This is a genomic window from Rubrivirga sp., assembly GCF_965213695.1.
GTDB lineage: Bacteria > Bacteroidota > Rhodothermia > Rhodothermales > Rubricoccaceae > Rubrivirga.
The window spans coordinates 1,077,720-1,093,651 of record NZ_OZ243912.1 but is presented as its reverse complement, the minus strand read 5'-3'; the positions used below and the strand labels follow the sequence as shown (position 1 = coordinate 1,093,651).

Below are 15,932 nucleotides of genomic sequence, written 5' to 3'. Positions count from 1 at the left end.
CGGTCAGGCCGCGAGCGGCTCGATGGCGGCGATGGCCTCGCCCTCGGCCACCAGCGTTGCGTGGAGGTCCACCTTCGCCTGGAGGTCGGTCCACACGCCGGCCGAGGTCCCGAAGTAGCGGGCCAACCGGAGCGCCGTCGACGGCGTCAGTGCCCGGCGCCCCCGGATCACGGCGTTGAGCCGCTGGAACGGGACGCCGATGGCCGCAGCGACCTCGGACTGCGACAGCCCGAGGGGTTCGATAAAGTCGTGGAGCAGGATCTCGCCGGGCGGCGTCGGCGGGCGAGCGGCGGGGAGGCGGGACATGGCGCTAATGGTAATCGGTGATCTCGACATCGGACGGCCCGGCATCGGTCCAGACGAAGCAGATCCGATACTGGTCGTTGATACGGATGGCGTGCTGGCCGGCCCGGTCCCCGACGAGCGCGTGGAGCCGGTTTCCGGGTGGAGCGCGAAGGTCAGCGAGCGCCCGGGCCGAGTCGAGGTAGTCGAGCCGGCGCTGGGCGACCGCCCGGAGTGCAGACGGCAACGCCTTGCGAGCCCGTTTGCTGTCGACACCGTCGAACACGTCCTGCGAGGCGCCGTCCGCGAAGCCCACGATCATCGGGGAGGAGCAGGAGTGCGCCAGCGATGATAACGCACGGCGTGTTACTCCCGTCCTCGCCGCGCCCGGCCTGGTGACCGGTCAGGCCGCGAGCGGCCAGGCGGTCAGCCCTGGAGGCGGCAGCCGGCGAACGACTCGCCATCGACCTCGAGGAGCGCCTCGTCGCCCTTGGTCCAGACCGTGACGTCGCCGTCCTGGTACCTGGCCCCGCTGGCGGCGCGGACCTGGCCCAGCACGAGGGTCCGGTCGCCGAACCGCTCGGGCAGCCACAGCGCGATCTCGCCGGGCCCGGTGCGGATCCGGAACGTGAACGCTTGGTCGCAGCCGAAGACGAGCGTCCGGCCGGTCGGCTGGGGCGCCATCCCGAGGTCGGCCCGCTCGAAGACGAGAGCTCGGCCCGGGCCTCGAAGCGCCATCCGCCCCTCGCTCACGCCGACGCGCTCGACCTGGGCCAGCGCCTGCACGAAGGCGTCGCCGGACGACGGCGGGGCGCACGCGGCCAGCGTCGTGGCGCCCTGGGACAGGTCGAGGGCGCCGGTCGCGTCGACGGTGTAGGCGCCGCCGATCCGGTTGCAGTCGGCCTGGCCGCTGTAGCGGCCGTCGGGCGCGAACGTGATCGTCAGCACCTCGTCCGCCTCAGGGCGGAGGGCCGCGCCGTCGGGCGTCGCGATCTCGACCAGCCGCCACACCGGGCCGACGAGCCCGTCGGTGCCGGGCGCCGCACCCGCCTCGCCCACCTGGACCACGCGGATCTCGACGTCGTCGGACGGGGCGCCCTGCGTGAGGACGGGGATCGTCGTGTCGGTCGTCCACCGGAGCGCGCCCGCGCCGTCGCGGACCTCGGCGCGGACCGCGTAGCGGCGGCGCGGCTCGATCCGGTCGGGATCGTAGCTCAGGGCGTAGGCGATGGGGACGTTCCGGCCCTCGGTCGGGATCTTTTGCTCGGCCAGCGTCGCCGACGGCGCGTCGGCCAGGCTCACGTCGAGGAGGCGGACCGTGACGACGGCGTCGGGCGGGAGCGCGATCCGCTGGAGGTAGGTGACGGTCCCGGTGAGGGTCGACCCCGCCCCGACAGCGGCCGGGCGGGAGGACGTGCAGCCGGCGACGGCCACGAGAAGAGACAGGAGGAGGAGACGCATGAGGGGGTGGAAAGACGAGCCCTCCCAACGGCCCGGCTCGCCGATGCCTGCCTCCCTCACGGGAATCCGCCGTGGACTCCCGGTGCGGGCAGTGTGGACTGGCCCTCCCCGACTCCGACCGAGACGCCGGTTAGTTCAGGGCAGGCGTCCCGACCGTCTCCCGGACCACGACGCTGTCGACGGCCACGGGCCCGGGCACCTCCGACGAGACGCGGACCGTCGCGCCGGGCGCCACGCCGAAGGCTACCGCCGAGGCGTCGCCGGCCGGCGCCCCGCCGCTGTACAGGTCGAACCGGACCACGACCCGGTCCATCCGCACGCCCGCCCGGTTCGTCACGTTCGCCGAGACCTCGCCGGCCCCGACCTGGACGCCGGCGACGGTCACGTCCTCCGCGAGCACGGCCCCCTCGACGGTCGCCGCCCCCGTGACCGGCGCGGGGGCCTCCTCGTCCGACGCATCGGCGCCCCACACGACCCAGGCTCCGAGCCCGAGGAGGACGGCGACGACGAGGGCGAGGGCGAGCCGGACGGCGGGGCGCCCCGCGGGCGGGATCCTTGACATGGCGTGCGGGGACGGATGGGGTGGGGACGAACGAAACGCCCCGCTGGCGGTGGGGCCAGCGGGGCGGTCGGGGCGGAGAGGGGGGGATTCGAACCCCCGGTACACCTTTCGGCGCACGCCGCTTTAGCAAAGCGGTGGTTTCAGCCACTCACCCACCTCTCCGGTGCCGGCCGTGGCCCGGCCGGGGCGCCCAAGCTAGAACCGCCGTCGGGCGCGAGCAACCGGCCGACGGGGAACGTCCGGTGAACGCGGGCCCCTTTCTACCGGGCCCCCGCCGCCCCGCCGGCTTCCTGGCACGCCCACGTCCCGACGGCCTCCTCGACGGAGCCGGGCGCCCACCCGAACGGCCCCACGTCGGGGGGGAACATGAACGCGCCGGCGCTCGCGGCGCCGAGGTACCGGACCACCTGGAGCGGGGCCGTCGCCCGGACGCGACAGTACACCTGGTCCCGGGCCAAGACCCGGTCGTACGGCACCCCGAACACGGGCCGGTGGGCCGAGGCGTAGGCGTGCCACGTCCAGACCTCGACGACGCCCCCGCCCCGGCGGAGGGCCTCGGCGTCGACGAAGACGCGCCGGCCGGCGGGCGCGGCGACCGGCCTCCACCGCGTCGTGTCCGTCGGGACGACGGCGCCCACGGCGTCCCGACTGGCGACCCCGACTTGGGCCTGGCTCTCCGCACAAAAGGTGAGGACGAGAAGGGGCACTAGCCGCGCGGCGAGAGACATGGGGTGAGGCGCGGATGCGGGAGGGTCCGGGAGACGAGACGGGCGAGGGCACTCGGGCTCGTGTCGGAGCTCAAGACGCCAGGCCGGGGGGATTCGTATCGGTCCGCCCGACCCAAGGCTACGACCGGCCGAGCCCAGGCCGTAGGTTCGGCCCTCCACCCGCAGGGCTACCGCAACCTCGCCCACGATGTCATCCAGCCTGCGAAGGCATGTCCTGAGCGGAGCCGAAGGGATCTCACCTTGGACTCCGAGACCTGTCGCGCCGGCTCCGACGGGCTCCACCATCGGCATTGAGATCCTCCACTGGATTCAGGATGACAAGGTGTGGGAGAGTACGCGATAGCCTGTCCTCCGCCCGTCCTCCGCCATGCGTGCCCTCCCTCTCGCCCTCCTCCTGACGCTCGCCGCCAGCGCCCAGGACGCCGCCGACCCGTGGCCGGCCATCCGCGCCGACCGGATCGCCCGGCTCCTCCCCCAAGCCATGGACCGGGCCGAGGTCGACGCCTGGCTCGTCGTGTGCCGCGAGAACGACAACGACCCGATGGCCCGGCACGTCGGATGCGAGAACGCCGGCGGTGAGGCGGCCGTCCTGTTCCTCCGGACGGGCCGCGGCGTCTCGTCGGTCGCCGTGTCGCCGTCGGGGGAGGCGACGGCCCTGGCCGAGCTCGGCACACATGACGAGGTGGTCGAGATCCCCCGCGGCGAGCCCGTCTGGCCCTCCGTGCTCGCCCGGCTCCGGCGGCACGCGCCGGTCGCCATCGCCATCAACCGGGGCACGACGCCGATCTCCGACGGCCTGTCCTCGACCCAGTACGAGCGGATGCAGGCCGGCCTCGGGCCGGACTGGATGCCGTTCACGACCTCGGCCGAGCGGCTGATCGCCGAGTGGCTGGCGGTCAAGACGCCGGCCGAGGTCGAGATCCTGCGCCGGGCCGCCGCGCTCACGGCGCAGTGGCAAGAGGAAGCGTACGCCGCCGCCATCCCCGGCGTCACGACGGACCGTGACATCGCGGACTTTCTCGAAGCCAAGATGGCCGAGGCCGGCGTCGGCGACGGGTGGGCGCCGGACCAGAACCCAGCCGTCAACTCGGGCCGGGACCGCGGCCACTCGCACCCCACCGACCGCGTGATCCAACCGGGCGACTTTATCCGGACCGACTTCGGCATCCGCGTCGGCGAGCTCGTGACCGACATCCAGCGGTTCGCCTACGTGCTGGGGCCGGGCGAGACCGAGCCGCCGGCCGACGCGCTCGAAAAATGGGAGGCCGCCAAGCGCGGCAGCCGCGCCGCCTTCGCCGCCATGCGCCCCGGCGCGCGCGGCGTCGACGTGGACCGGGCGCAGCGGGCCGTCATGCGCGAGAACGGGTCGCTCCCGGTCATGTGGAGCACGGGCCACCCGGTCGGCTACTGGGCCCACGACTCGGGCCCGAGCCTGGGCGGCGGCCAGGAGGGCCGGACGCCCTCGGGCCGCCAGCTCGACGTGCTCCGCCCCGGCATGACGTTCGCCTTCGACGGCTTCCACGCGTGGCCGCTCGACGGCGACGACACCAAGACGATCTCGGTCGAGGAGATGGTCGTCATCACCGAGACCGGCGCGGAGTGGCTGACGCCGCCGCAGGAGGACCTCATCCTGATCCCGTCGCGCTGAGACCGACGGGCGCGCCTTGTCGATTGGGCGGCGCGGTGCATCTTGCGGGCGTCCCGGCCCCCGCCCCCATGACCGCTCCCTCCTCCGACCGACCGCCCCGCGACGACGGGGCGCCCGGCCCCAAAGCGCTCCTCGCCCTCGACGGCGGCGGCATCCGCGGGCTCATCACCATCGAGGTCCTGGCCCGGATCGAGACGGTGCTCCGCGAGCGGCTCGGGCGCGGCCCCGACTTCCGCCTGGCCGACGTGTTCGACTACGTCGGCGGGACGAGCACGGGGGGCATCATCGCGACGTGTGTCAGCGTGGGCATGAGCGTCGACGAGATCCGGGCGTTCTACCTCGACAGCGGCCAAGCCATGTTCAAGAAGGCCCGGCTCTTCGACCGCTTCCGGCACCTCTACCGCGACCACGCGCTCAAGACGACGCTCCAGGACGTGCTCGGGGCCGAGACCACCCTCGGCAGCGACCGACTCCGGACGCTGCTCCTGCTCGTCATGCGCAACGCGACGACGGACTCGCCGTGGCCGCTCTCGAACAACCCGAGCGCGCGCTACAACCTCCGCGACCGCGAGCACTCCAACCTCGACCTCCCGCTGTGGCAGCTCGTCCGCGCGAGCACCGCGGCGCCGCTCTACTTCCCGCCCGAGGTGGTCGACGTGGGCGGCCGCAAGCACGTCTTCGTCGACGGCGGCGTGACCCCGTACAACAACCCGGCGTTCCTCCTCTTCACGATGGCGACGGCCCCACCGTACCGGCTCGAATGGCCGACCGGCCCCGACGACCTGCTGCTGATCTCGGTCGGGACCGGCGCGGCTGCCGCGGCCGATGCGGCCCTCACGCCCCGGCGCATGACCCACGTCTACAACGCCAAGGGCCTCCCGGTCGCGCTGATGTACGGGGCCTCGAACCAGCAGGACCTCCTCTGCCGGCTGTTCAGCCGGACGCGGGCCGGCGCCCCGCTCGACCGCGAGCTCGGCGACCTCCACGGCGTCGGCGCCTACCCCCCGCTCTTCACCTACGCCCGCTACGACGCCGACCTCTCGCGTGACGGGCTCGACGCGCTCGGCCTGGCGGACGTCGAGCCGGGCCGGGTCCAAAAGCTCGACGCGGTCGACGCCATGGCCGAGCTTCAGCGCGTCGGGCGGGCCGTCGCCGAGGCCGAGGTCCGGGCCGAGCACTTCGACGGGTTTGTGCCCGCAGCCGCAGCCGCATGACCGTCGCCCTCGCCGGCCGCCGCATCGACGCGCCCGACGCGGCCGTGGCCCGGTTCCCGTCGGAGGCGGTGGCCCGGGTGCGTGCGGCGCTGCGGGCGCTGTTCGAGACCCGGGGAACGAGCGCGCTCGTCTGCTCGGGCGCCTGCGGCGCCGACCTGGTCGCCCTCGACGTGGCCGGCACCCTGGGGCTCCGGCGCCGCCTGGTGCTGCCCACGCCGCCGGCCACGTTCCGCGCCTCGTCCGTCGTCGACCGTCCGGACTCGGCGCACGACTGGGGGGCGCTGTTCGACCGCGTCGTCGGGGAGGTCGCGTCGCGCGGCGATCTGGTGGTCCTCGACGCTGGGGCCGGGCACGCCGGCTACGTCGCCGCGACGGACGCGATCTTGGACGAGGCCGGCCGCCTGAGCGACGGCAGTCCGCTCGCCGTGGTCGTGTGGGAGGGCGCCGCGCGCGGACCGGACGACCTGACGGCCGCATTCGCCGAGGCCGCCGGAGCACGGGGCTGGCCCGTCATCGACGTCCCGACCGTGCCTCACGACACGGGCTGAGGCGCCGCGTTGAGCCGGGCCGTCTGATACCAAGTCCGGGCGGAGTGTGTGGGGTTGGGGGTGTGGGAGGAGACCGCATTCCACGCCCACACCCCCACACTCCCCACTCTCTCCCGTCCCGATCAGCGACCGATCAACCGGACTTGGCATGAGCCGCCCGGCAGAGCCGCGCGAGCAGGCCGCGCACGCCGCGGCGCCTCAGCCGCCCGAGGTCGAACACGGTCAGAAGCGGGGGGGCCGCCCGGTTCGGGGCGTCGTCGCTCATCTGGGTCCAGGCGTCGGCGAGGGTGGCGTCGAGCGCCGCCGCGTCCGACGTCGCGTCGGTGACGAAGACCAGACGGCCGACCGGGACGGTGCTCAGGAGCAGGCGGAGCTCGTACTGGGTCCCCGGTTGCGCGGCGCGAAGCCCCGGAGGTCGACGAGCACACCGTCATGACGGTCAGCGCGACCGGCCACGCGAGCACGGACCCGACCACGAGCGCGCGGAGCGGACGCACCTCCAGGCCGTTGACGCCGAAGACGAGCGCCGTCGCCACGGCCGCGTGCGCGAGCCCGGCGACGGCGTACGCGGCAGCGATGCGGCGCGGCATCGCGACGGCGCGGGCGTAGCTCGGCGGGAGCTCTGACGTGGGGGCGCCCCGCGCCCGCTCGATCCGGGGCGACGGGCACGGCACGGTGGGATCGTCGAGCGGAGGCGGGCGGAGGTCGCCGTGACCCGACCGCTTCATCCCGCGCCGGACGGCCTTGCGGTACGCCCACAGCACAGCGAGCGAGACCGGCACCGTCCCCACCAAGGCGACGAGGGCCAGAAACATGACCAGGCCCACCGGGTCGTCCGCTATCCCATGTCTGTCGGCGCGAGGTCCCGGACGATACGGCCTCGTCGCTCGACGGCCTCGGCTGGGGGCGACAGCGGGGCACGGAGGCGAGAAGAGTCCCAGCCCCCCGTAGTCCCTTTCCTGAAAGGGCCGGGGAGCGCCCAATGTTTAGAGATGCGTTAGAAGTGTGCGAGGGAGAACGAGACCCTGCTGCTTAGTCTCCCGAGTGGCCCCGCCATCGCGTCGGGCGTCCGCGCTTTCATCCCCTCCCCCTCCACGATCATGACTCATGTCACGCGCGCTCTTGTCGCCGCGCTCCTCGTCCTCGGCACGAGCCCGCTCTCGGCCCAAACCCTCGTCCCCGACGACGACGTCCCGGGCACGCTCGTCGAATCAGGCTACAACCTCCGCCTCGGCGTCGGCGGGCTCAACTACCCCAGCGGCATCACGTTCGGCGACGGGCGGGCCTGGGTGAGCGAGGCCGGGTTCCCCGGCGTCCCGCCCACCGTCAAGGAGGTCACGTTCGCGGCCGACACGGCGGGCACGGCCCTCGCCATCCTGACCCCGGGCATGTTCCCCGACGGGATGGTCCTCCCGCCGTTCACCGACGTGACGTGGCGCGACGGGATGCTGTGGCTCTCCCACCGCCAGGTCGGCGCGAACGGGTGGAAGGTCGGCGCGATCTCCCGCTTCGACCCCGACGACCCGGTGGCCACGTTCGAGACCGTCCTCACGAACCTCCCGTCGGTCGGCGACCACGCGACCAACGCCGTCGTGTTCGGGGCCGATGGGCGGGCCTACTTCGGCCAGGGCTCGGCCACCAACTCGGGCGTCGTCGGGGCCGACAACGACTGGGTCGCGGACGCGCCCGAGTTCCGCGAGATCGCCCCGGTCGAGATCACGCTCGACGGCGACGAGTTCACGACCGTCGTCCCGTTCTTCGCCGACCCCGAGGGCGACGACGTCACGGCGCCGTACCGCCCGTTCGGGTCGGGTCCCATCGACGCCGGCTTCGTGGTCCCGGCCGCGACGCCCGACGCCCCCCAAGACGGGATGATCATCGGCACGGCCTCCGTTTACTCGTTCGACCCCGACGCGGACGACGCCGCGAGCACGCTTCGGCTCGAGGCGTGGGGCTTCCGCAACCCGTTCGGCCTGGCGTTCGACGCCCAGGACCCGACGCGGCTGTTCGTCTCGAACAACGGGTCCGACATCCGCGGCCAGCCCGGCGACCCCAACGACCCGCTCGACCCGGAGACCTTCGTGATCCGCGGGACGCGGCCCATCGCGGGCGACCAGGACGACATGTTCGTCCTCACCGTCGGCGGCGACGTCGAGTTTTTCGGGTGGCCCGACTTTTTCCACGACCCCCAGACCGACGAGGTGCTGAGCGTCGGCGACGACCGGTTCTGCATGTCGCCTGTGCTCGACGAGGAGGACTGCCCGTCGCCGGTCTTCGCCGACGCCTTCCGCGACGGGCTCACGGTCGAGCCCGCGTTCACGGCCGTCGGCCAGTTCGTCTCCGTCACCGGGTTCTCGCCGTCGACGAGCGCCGCGTTCGGGTTCCCCGGCGACCTGTTCGTGACCGAGTCGGGCTCGTTCTCGCCCCAGACGGGCGCGTTCGCGTTTACCGGCTACAAGGTCTCCCGGATCGACCGCGAGACGGGCGAGGAGGTCGACTTCGTGGTCAACGACGGCGACACGCCCGAGGAGCTCTTCGTGCCCGAGGCGTTCAACAAGCCGGTTATGGCGGCGTTCATGGGCGACCAGCTCGCGATCGTCGACCTGGGCGTGCTCGAGCCGGGGATCAACCTGTTCCAGTCCAACACGGGCAAGGTCTGGCTGCTCACGAACATGGGCGGCACGGCGAGCGAGAACCGCCGCGCGAGCGACGGCACGGCGCTGCGGTCGGTCTATCCGAACCCTGTGGCCGACGTGGCGACGGTCGCGTTCGACCTCGGCGTCTCGGCGTCGGTCCGGCTGTCCGTCGTCGACGTGCTCGGGCGTGAGGTGGCCGTTGCGGCGCAAGGCGTGCGGCCGGCCGGCTCGCACACCGCGACGGTGCCGACAGCGGGGCTCCCGGCGGGCGTCTACGTCGTCCGGTTGGAGGTCGAGGGCCGGGTCCAGTCGCAGCGGTTCACGGTCGCTCGCTGACGGACGCTTGCTCTCTCCACCAAACCGCCCCCTCTCATCCCAGCGAGAGGGGGCGGTCGTGTGTTGAGCCGGGTCGGTGGGCGCTACTGGGCCGCGAGCGCGTCGGCGCCGGACGAGATCTCGATGATCTCGGTCGTGATGGCCGCCTGTCGAACGCGGTTGCAGGTCGCCCGCCGGAAGTAGGTTGGAGCGCTTCACGGTCGCCTTCCGATGCCTGCTCAGATTCCGTACGTCGCAGCCTACCTCACACGGATCGAGGACGACCTGCGCCCCGGGAACGCGACGGAGCACACGCACCGCCCGGCGCAAAAGGCCCTGCTCGAAGCGGCGGGCGTCGCCTCGCTCGGCCACTCTGTGACGGCCACGAACGAGCCGAAGCAGCGGGGTGGCAACGCGCCCGACTTCGTCGTCCTCGACGGCGACCTCCCCATCGGCTACGTCGAAGCCAAAAAGGTCGGGGCCGACCTCGACGCCGTCCTCGCGACTGACCAGCTCGACCGCTACCGGGCGGCGCTCCAGAACCTCATCCTCACTGATGGTCTCACGTTCCGCTGGTTTGTGAACGGCGAGGAGCGCGGCGAGGCGGTGACGCTCGCCGACGTGTCCGGAAAGACACTCGCGCCTCGCCCGGGCGCCGACGCCGCGCTCGACACGCTTTTGCGGGCGTTTTTCCAGCTCGACGCGCCGGTCGCCGCGAGCGCCGAGGAGCTGGCGCAGCGGATGGCCGACCGCGCGCAGCTGCTCCGCCAGGAGGTCGAGCGGGCCTACGCCGCCGAGCCGGCCGGCGGGTTCCTCCACGGCCAGTTCGAGGGGTTTCGCGACGTGCTCCGGCCCGGGATGTCGCCCGGCGACTTTGCCGACATGTACGCCCAGACGTTCGCCTACGGCCTGTTCGCCGCTCGCGCGACCGACCCGGCGGCGACTACGTTCACCCGCCGGACGGCGGCCGACGCCCTCCCGCCAACGAACCCGTTCCTCAAACGGTTCTTCTACGAGGCTACCGGGCCGGACCTCGACCCCCGCGTGCGGTGGCTCGTGGACGAGCTGGCGGCGATGCTCCGGCGGACCGACATGGCGGCGGTGCTCCGGGACTTCGGGAAGCGGACGCGGCAGGAGGACCCCGTCGTCCACTTCTACGAGACGTTCCTCCGCCGCTATGACCCCGGCCTCAAGGTCGAGCGCGGCGTGTTCTACACGCCCGAGCCCGTCGTCGGCTACCTCGTGCGGAGCGTGGACCGGATTCTGGAGCGCGACTTCGGCCTGGCCGACGGCCTGGCCTCGACGGCCCGGATCGACGGCGACCCCGACCGGCCGCACCGCGTCCAGATCCTCGACCCGGCGACGGGCACCGGCACGTTCCTCGCCCGCGTCCTCGACCGGATCCACGAGCGCGGCGCCGTGCCCGCCGGCGACTGGCCCGAGTACGTCCGCGACGAACTGCTCCCGCGCCTCTACGGGTTCGAGCTCTTGATGGCCCCGTACACCATCGCCCACATGAAGCTGGGGCTCCGGCTCCGCGAGACGGGCTACGAGTTCGAGGGCGGCGACCGGCTCGGCGTCTACCTCACGAACACGCTGGAGGACGCGGGCGAGCCCCACGTCCTGTTCGGGCACTTCGTGAAAGAGGAGGCCGAGGCCGCGAACCGCGTCAAGCGCGAGGCGCCGGTCATGGTCGTGCTCGGCAACCCGCCGTACAAGGGCGAGTCGCTGAACCCGAGCGAGCGCGAGGTGCCGGTCAAAAAAGGCTCGGCGTACGTCGCCGACTGGGAGTGGCGGGCCGGGCGGGCCTCGCCGGTGATGCGGACCGCCGCCCGCGACGGCACGCGGAAGCAGCCGACGGCCGCCGGCGCCCTCGTCCGGGAGTACTTCTTCGTCGAGGGCCGGCCGCTCGGCGAAGCGAACCCAAAGTGGCTCCACAACGACTACGTCAAGTTCGTCCGGTTCGCCGAGGACCGGATCGCGCGGACGGGCTCCGGCGTCCTCGCCTACATCACGAGCCACAGCTTCCTCGACAGCCCCACGTTCCGCGGGGTGCGCGAGAGCCTGCTCCGGACCTTCGACCGGCTCTACGTCCTCGACCTCCACGGCAACGCCAAGAAGGGGGAGCGGACGCCCGACGGCGACCCAGACCACAACGTGTTCGACATCACCGAGGGCGTCTCGATCAGCCTCTTCGTCAAGACGGGCGAGGGCGACGCGGGCACGCCGGGCCGAGTCCTCCACGCCGACCTCTGGGGCACGCGCCACGAGAAGTACGACTGGCTCGACGCCCACGACGTGACGACGACCGACTGGGCCCCGCTCGACCCGCCGGCCCCGTTCCTCCCGTTCCGCCCCCAAGACGAGACGCTCCGCGAGGAGTGGGACGCCGGGTGGCCGCTCCCCGACGTGACGAAGATCGAGAGCGTGGGGATGGTGACGGCCCGCGACGCGCTCACGATCCACTTCGACCGGGAGGCCGCGTGGGACACGGTCCAGCGGTTCGCCGCGCTCCCGCCCGAGGAGGCCCGGACCGAGTTCAATCTCGGCGAGGACTCGACGAGCTGGGCCGTGGAGCAAGCTCAAGCGGACGTACGCCGGGACGGGCCGGACCGCGACCGACTGGCGCCTGTGCTTCACTCCCCGTTCGACCGACGCTGGACCTACTACACGGGCCGCTCGAACGGCTTCGCGTCAAGACCCCGAGACGACGCACAGCAACACATGCTGGCCGGTTCCAACCTCGGCCTCGTCACGACCCGCCAGACGCGAGACGACTGGACCTGCCTCGTCACCGACGCCGTCATCCGGCACAAGGCGCTGGCGACCTACGACATCAACTACCTCTTCCCGCTCTACACGTACGTCACGTCGGGCGAGGGCGAGCTGTTCTCGAACGACGAGCCGGAGCGGCGGCCGAACCTCGAGCCGGCCTTCCTCGACGCGCTCGCCGAGGCGACCGGGCTCGCGGTCGCTCCATCCCAAAGCGTGGTCCACGTCGAGGTCCGCCCGACGAGTCCTCAAATGGTGGAGCCCGAGTTGATCGCGCCGGAGGACGTGCTCCATTATATCTATGGCCTGTTCCACGCGCCGTCCTACCGCGACCGCTACGCCGGCTTCCTCCGCTCCGAGTTCCCGCGCGTCCTGCTCCCGCCCTCCGCCCGAGCGTTCCGCGCGCTCGCCGACGTCGGCCGCCAGCTCACCGGCCTCCACCTCCTCCGCGACGTCACCGGCGCGGGCGTGGACTACCCCGTCGCCGGGTCCCACGCCGTCGAGACGGGCTTCCCGGTCTACGTCCCGCCCGACGAGGAGGCACCGGACGGGACGACAACGGAAGAAGGCCGGGTGTTCATCAACCCCGAGCAGCCCTTCAGCGGCGTCCCCGAGGCCGCGTGGACGTTTGGCATCGGCGGCTCGCAGGTCCTCAGAAAGTGGCTCGACGACCGGCGGAGGGCCGGCCACACGCTCACGCGCGAGGACCGCGAGCACTACCGCAAAACCGTCGAGGCCCTCGCCGCCACGCCCGCGCTCCTCGACGCCGCCGACGCCGCCGCCAGCGCCGCGTTCGGGTGGGACGACGACCCCGCCGACGCATGACCGTCCTCTGCTACCACCACAAGGGCGGCGTCGGGAAGTCCACGACGGCCGTCCACGTCGCGCTCACGCTCCTCGACGACGGGTCGGTCCTCGTCATCGACGGGGACACGCAGGCTCACAGCTGCGCTTTTTTTGGCGTTCCGCCAGCCGCTGCCGAGGACGGGCCGGTCGCGGTGCCGGCGGCGGGCGCGCTCTGGGTGGCCCACGCCGAGAACTCGCGGCTCCGCCGGCTCCCGAAGCAGGTCGGCGCGGACCACGTGGTCGTGGACCTCTCGGCCGACTTCGAGCGCATGGCGCGCGTGGCGACGACGCTCCCGCCTGACCTCGTCCTGCTCTGCACGAAGCCGCACACCGGGGCGCTCCGCGACCTCCCGGCCGTCGTGAACGCGCTCGTCCGCGAGACGACGGCCGAGGTCCGCGTCGTCCCCATCGGGGTGGACCCGGCCGAGATCGACGCGGCGCTGGCGGCCTTCCCCGCCGGGTCCTACGTCGTCGCCGATCCGGTGTCGTACGTTCCCGACGAGGCCGAGCGCTCGTTCGAGGAGCGCCGCCCCGTCTGGGACTTCCCCACCTGCACGGCCCTCCGAGCCGAGTACGACGCGCTGACCGACCCATGAGCCGACCGCCCTCCGGATCGAGCAACGGGAAGACGTCCGACAAGGCGCGCACGTCAGCGACCGCGAAGAGCGCCGCGCGGACTCGGCGCAAGACCACCTCCACACGCACGACGAAGGCCGAGCGCGAGCGGCTCCGGTCGCGGCTCCCGGCCCAGGACGAGCGCTACGCCGACCTGTGGGACCGGGGCGCCGGGAAGGCCCACGCCGCGAAGGCCGCCGCTCCGCTCAGAGTCTCGGTCCGGAGCGCGCACAAAAAGCGGCTGGAGAAGATCGAGGCGCAGACTCGGCTGGACCGCCAGACGATCCTGAACCGCGCCATCGCCGCGGGATGGGAAGCGCTCCAGATGAACGGGACCACGCTGGACGACGCCGCCTCGAAGCTCCGCCGCCAGCCGTCGGCCGCCGCCGGGACCGTGACCCTCCACCCGACGGCCGCGACCCTCCGCATCCTCCGCAAGGCCGAGCACCCCCAGGCCAAGTCGATCCTGCTCCAGACGGGCCTGAACGTATGGAAGGCGGCGTGACGAGCCCGCTCGACCTTTTCCAGGCCCGCCGTGTCGCGCAGGGGGTCGCCCGGACCGACGTCACCGTCAAGCAAGCCTACGGGCGGTCCCTCGCCGAGCGCCTCGGGTTCAACCCCGGGGCCGCGGGCGCCGACGGCGGCATCGACGGGTGGTTGGAGTGGGACTCCGTCCGCGCCCTGTTCTTCTGTCGGCTCAGCGCGAAGCCCCTGGGCGTCAAGGACGCCCGCGAGTTCGTCGCCGTCCTCATCAAGACGCGCGCGACGTTGGGGCTCGTCGTGTCCGCGTTCGCCGGCTACGCCCCCCGGTTCGAGGCCGAAGTCCTCGACACGCTGGCGGGAGCCGAGCTCTCTCCGTCCGTCCACTTGCTCCGGCTCCAAGACGTGCTCGCCGAAACGGCAGCGTTCGACGCCCTCCGATCCGACCTCGCCCCGTAAGGCGCTGTCTCTGGGTTTGTGCCTCCCCCCACCGAGTCCTTCCCGCGGAGGCGGGGATCCAGAGCGTGGGAAGCACCCAGCCTGCTCGTCCTGGACCCCCGCGTTCGCGCTGATAGGGGGAGGCTTTCACAGAGGACGCCGTTTCCCGACCCCCGCCCCGTCGTCCCCGCGGAGGCGGGGATCTAGAGTGCCGAGCGCCGATGGGCCCTGACGCCCTGGATTGGCTAGCGCCTTCGCTTCGCGGTCCCGCCTCCGCGGGAATGACGGCATGAGAGGGAGGAGCCGAACGGTGAAAGCCTCCCCTCGTCAGCGCCAGCGCGTGAATGACTCAAAACATAGAGAGCGAGCACAAGGTGCCGTCTCCGGTGTCGCGGGTCAAGAAGAAGCCGGAGGCGACAGCGCACCCCCGGCTTCGGGATCGGACGAGGCGGTCGGGTGGGCGCTACTGGGCCGCGAGCGCGTCGGCGCCGGACGAGATCTCGATGATCTCGGTCGTGATCGCCGCCTGGCGGACCCGGTTGTAGGTCAGCTTGAGGTCCTTCAGGAGCTCGCCCGCGTTCGTCGTCGCGTTGTCCATGGCGACCATCCGGGCGCCCTGCTCGCTCGCGTTCGACTCCAGGAGCGCGCGCCACAACTGGTACTGGAGGTACTCCGGGATGAGCCGCTCCAGCAGCACCTCGGCTGAGGGCTCGAACAGGTACTCGACGTCGCCGGCCTCGTCGGTCGCCGTGTCGAGGTCGGCGGCGTCCTCCATGACGGGCGTGAAGAACGTCTCGGCCGGGATCGGCAGCAACTGCTCGGCCACGCGGTTCTGGGTGATCGTGTTCTTGAACTCGTTGTAGACCACCTCGACCACGTCCCACTCGCCGGCCATGAACCCCTCGACGGCGAGGTCCACGATCTCGCCCGCGAGCGGAAAGCGGAGGTCGTTGAACACACCCTGGTAGTCGCCCACCATCTCGAACCCGCGCTTGCCGAAGTACTCGTGCGCCTTCCGCCCCACGCCGACGATCCTGAGCGTGCCGGCGTCGCGCTGGGCCTGGAACCGCTCGGCGATCGTCGCCTCGGCCACCTTGAGCAGGTTCGCGTTGAACGCGCCGGCCAGCCCGCGGTCGCTCGTGACGACGATGACGAGGGCCCCGCCGATCTCCTCGCGCGCCTCGAACAGCGGGTGCGAGGCCACGTCGAGCCGCTGGCGCAAGTGGCCGATCATCTCGCGGATCTTGAACGCATAGGGCCGCGCCGTAAAGATCCGCTCCTGCGCCTTCCGGAGCTTCGCCGCGGCCACCATCTTCATGGCGCGCGTGATCTGCTGCGTGTTCTGGACCGAGCCGATCCGGCTGCGGATGTCGCGGAGAGAGGCCAT

At 72.4% G+C, this 15,932-nt stretch carries 14 protein-coding genes and 1 tRNA gene; 8 read left to right on the top strand and 7 right to left on the bottom strand.

The genetic code is table 11. From position 1 onward, the window contains the following. Positions 1 to 3 precede the first annotated feature (3 nt). From ACOOHE_RS04845 to ACOOHE_RS04820, 6 genes are all read right to left on the bottom strand, one after another. Entirely contained in the window at positions 4 to 306 is a 303-nt protein-coding gene (locus tag ACOOHE_RS04845) for a HigA family addiction module antitoxin (protein WP_420456671.1), read from the bottom strand. 4 nt (positions 307 to 310) lie between these two features. Beyond that, on the bottom strand, positions 311 to 604 hold the full coding sequence (locus tag ACOOHE_RS04840) for a type II toxin-antitoxin system RelE/ParE family toxin (protein ID WP_420456670.1): 294 nt from the start codon (positions 602 to 604) through the stop codon (positions 311 to 313). Between the two features lie 104 nt (positions 605 to 708). Continuing rightward, entirely contained in the window at positions 709 to 1,743 is a 1,035-nt protein-coding gene (locus tag ACOOHE_RS04835) for a YbaY family lipoprotein (RefSeq protein WP_420456669.1), read from the bottom strand. Positions 1,744 to 1,873: 130 nt separating this feature from the next. Further along, complete coding sequence (locus ACOOHE_RS04830) at positions 1,874 to 2,305, bottom strand: FxLYD domain-containing protein (protein ID WP_420456668.1); 432 nt, start codon at positions 2,303 to 2,305, stop codon at positions 1,874 to 1,876. Between the two features lie 73 nt (positions 2,306 to 2,378). After that, positions 2,379 to 2,467 (bottom strand) — tRNA-Ser (locus ACOOHE_RS04825). A gap of 98 nt (positions 2,468 to 2,565) precedes the next feature. Then, positions 2,566 to 3,012, bottom strand: a complete 447-nt coding sequence (locus ACOOHE_RS04820; protein WP_420456667.1) for a surface-adhesin E family protein — start codon at positions 3,010 to 3,012, stop codon at positions 2,566 to 2,568. A 388-nt stretch (positions 3,013 to 3,400) separates the two neighbouring features. On the opposite strand from ACOOHE_RS04820, the gene ACOOHE_RS04815 reads away from it, so the two are divergent. The 8 genes from ACOOHE_RS04815 to ACOOHE_RS04780 all read left to right on the top strand — a co-directional run bounded on the left by ACOOHE_RS04815 (position 3,401) and on the right by ACOOHE_RS04780 (position 14,566). Beyond that, positions 3,401 to 4,681, top strand: coding sequence for a M24 family metallopeptidase (locus ACOOHE_RS04815; protein WP_420456666.1), 1,281 nt, complete (start codon positions 3,401 to 3,403; stop codon positions 4,679 to 4,681). A gap of 68 nt (positions 4,682 to 4,749) precedes the next feature. Next, complete coding sequence (locus tag ACOOHE_RS04810) at positions 4,750 to 5,895, top strand: patatin-like phospholipase family protein (RefSeq protein ID WP_420456665.1); 1,146 nt, start codon at positions 4,750 to 4,752, stop codon at positions 5,893 to 5,895. Further along, positions 5,892 to 6,443: a hypothetical protein gene (locus ACOOHE_RS04805; protein WP_420456664.1), complete on the top strand. Its 552-nt coding sequence runs from the start codon at positions 5,892 to 5,894 to the stop codon at positions 6,441 to 6,443. Before ACOOHE_RS04810 ends, ACOOHE_RS04805 begins: the two co-directional genes overlap by 4 nt. A 1,100-nt stretch (positions 6,444 to 7,543) precedes the next feature. Continuing rightward, a complete protein-coding gene (locus tag ACOOHE_RS04800) occupies positions 7,544 to 9,415 on the top strand; it encodes a T9SS type A sorting domain-containing protein (protein WP_420456663.1) in 1,872 nt (623 codons plus the stop codon). Positions 9,416 to 9,625: 210 nt separating this feature from the next. Next, the gene (locus tag ACOOHE_RS04795; protein WP_420456662.1) at positions 9,626 to 12,991 is read left to right on the top strand and encodes a type ISP restriction/modification enzyme; all 3,366 of its coding nucleotides are present in this window, start codon (positions 9,626 to 9,628) and stop codon (positions 12,989 to 12,991) included. Continuing rightward, positions 12,988 to 13,608: a ParA family protein gene (locus ACOOHE_RS04790; protein ID WP_420456661.1), complete on the top strand. Its 621-nt coding sequence runs from the start codon at positions 12,988 to 12,990 to the stop codon at positions 13,606 to 13,608. The genes ACOOHE_RS04795 and ACOOHE_RS04790 overlap by 4 nt, the downstream gene beginning before the upstream one ends. After that, positions 13,605 to 14,132 carry a hypothetical protein gene (locus tag ACOOHE_RS04785; protein ID WP_420456660.1) on the top strand — a complete coding sequence of 176 codons (528 nt, stop codon included), beginning with the start codon at positions 13,605 to 13,607 and terminating at the stop codon, positions 14,130 to 14,132. Before ACOOHE_RS04790 ends, ACOOHE_RS04785 begins: the two co-directional genes overlap by 4 nt. Next, positions 14,129 to 14,566: a hypothetical protein gene (locus ACOOHE_RS04780; protein WP_420456659.1), complete on the top strand. Its 438-nt coding sequence runs from the start codon at positions 14,129 to 14,131 to the stop codon at positions 14,564 to 14,566. Before ACOOHE_RS04785 ends, ACOOHE_RS04780 begins: the two co-directional genes overlap by 4 nt. A 442-nt stretch (positions 14,567 to 15,008) precedes the next feature. Here ACOOHE_RS04780 and atpG read toward each other — a convergent pair whose 3' ends face one another. After that, positions 15,009 to 15,932 carry an ATP synthase F1 subunit gamma gene (gene atpG, locus ACOOHE_RS04775; RefSeq protein WP_420456658.1) on the bottom strand — a complete coding sequence of 308 codons (924 nt, stop codon included), beginning with the start codon at positions 15,930 to 15,932 and terminating at the stop codon, positions 15,009 to 15,011.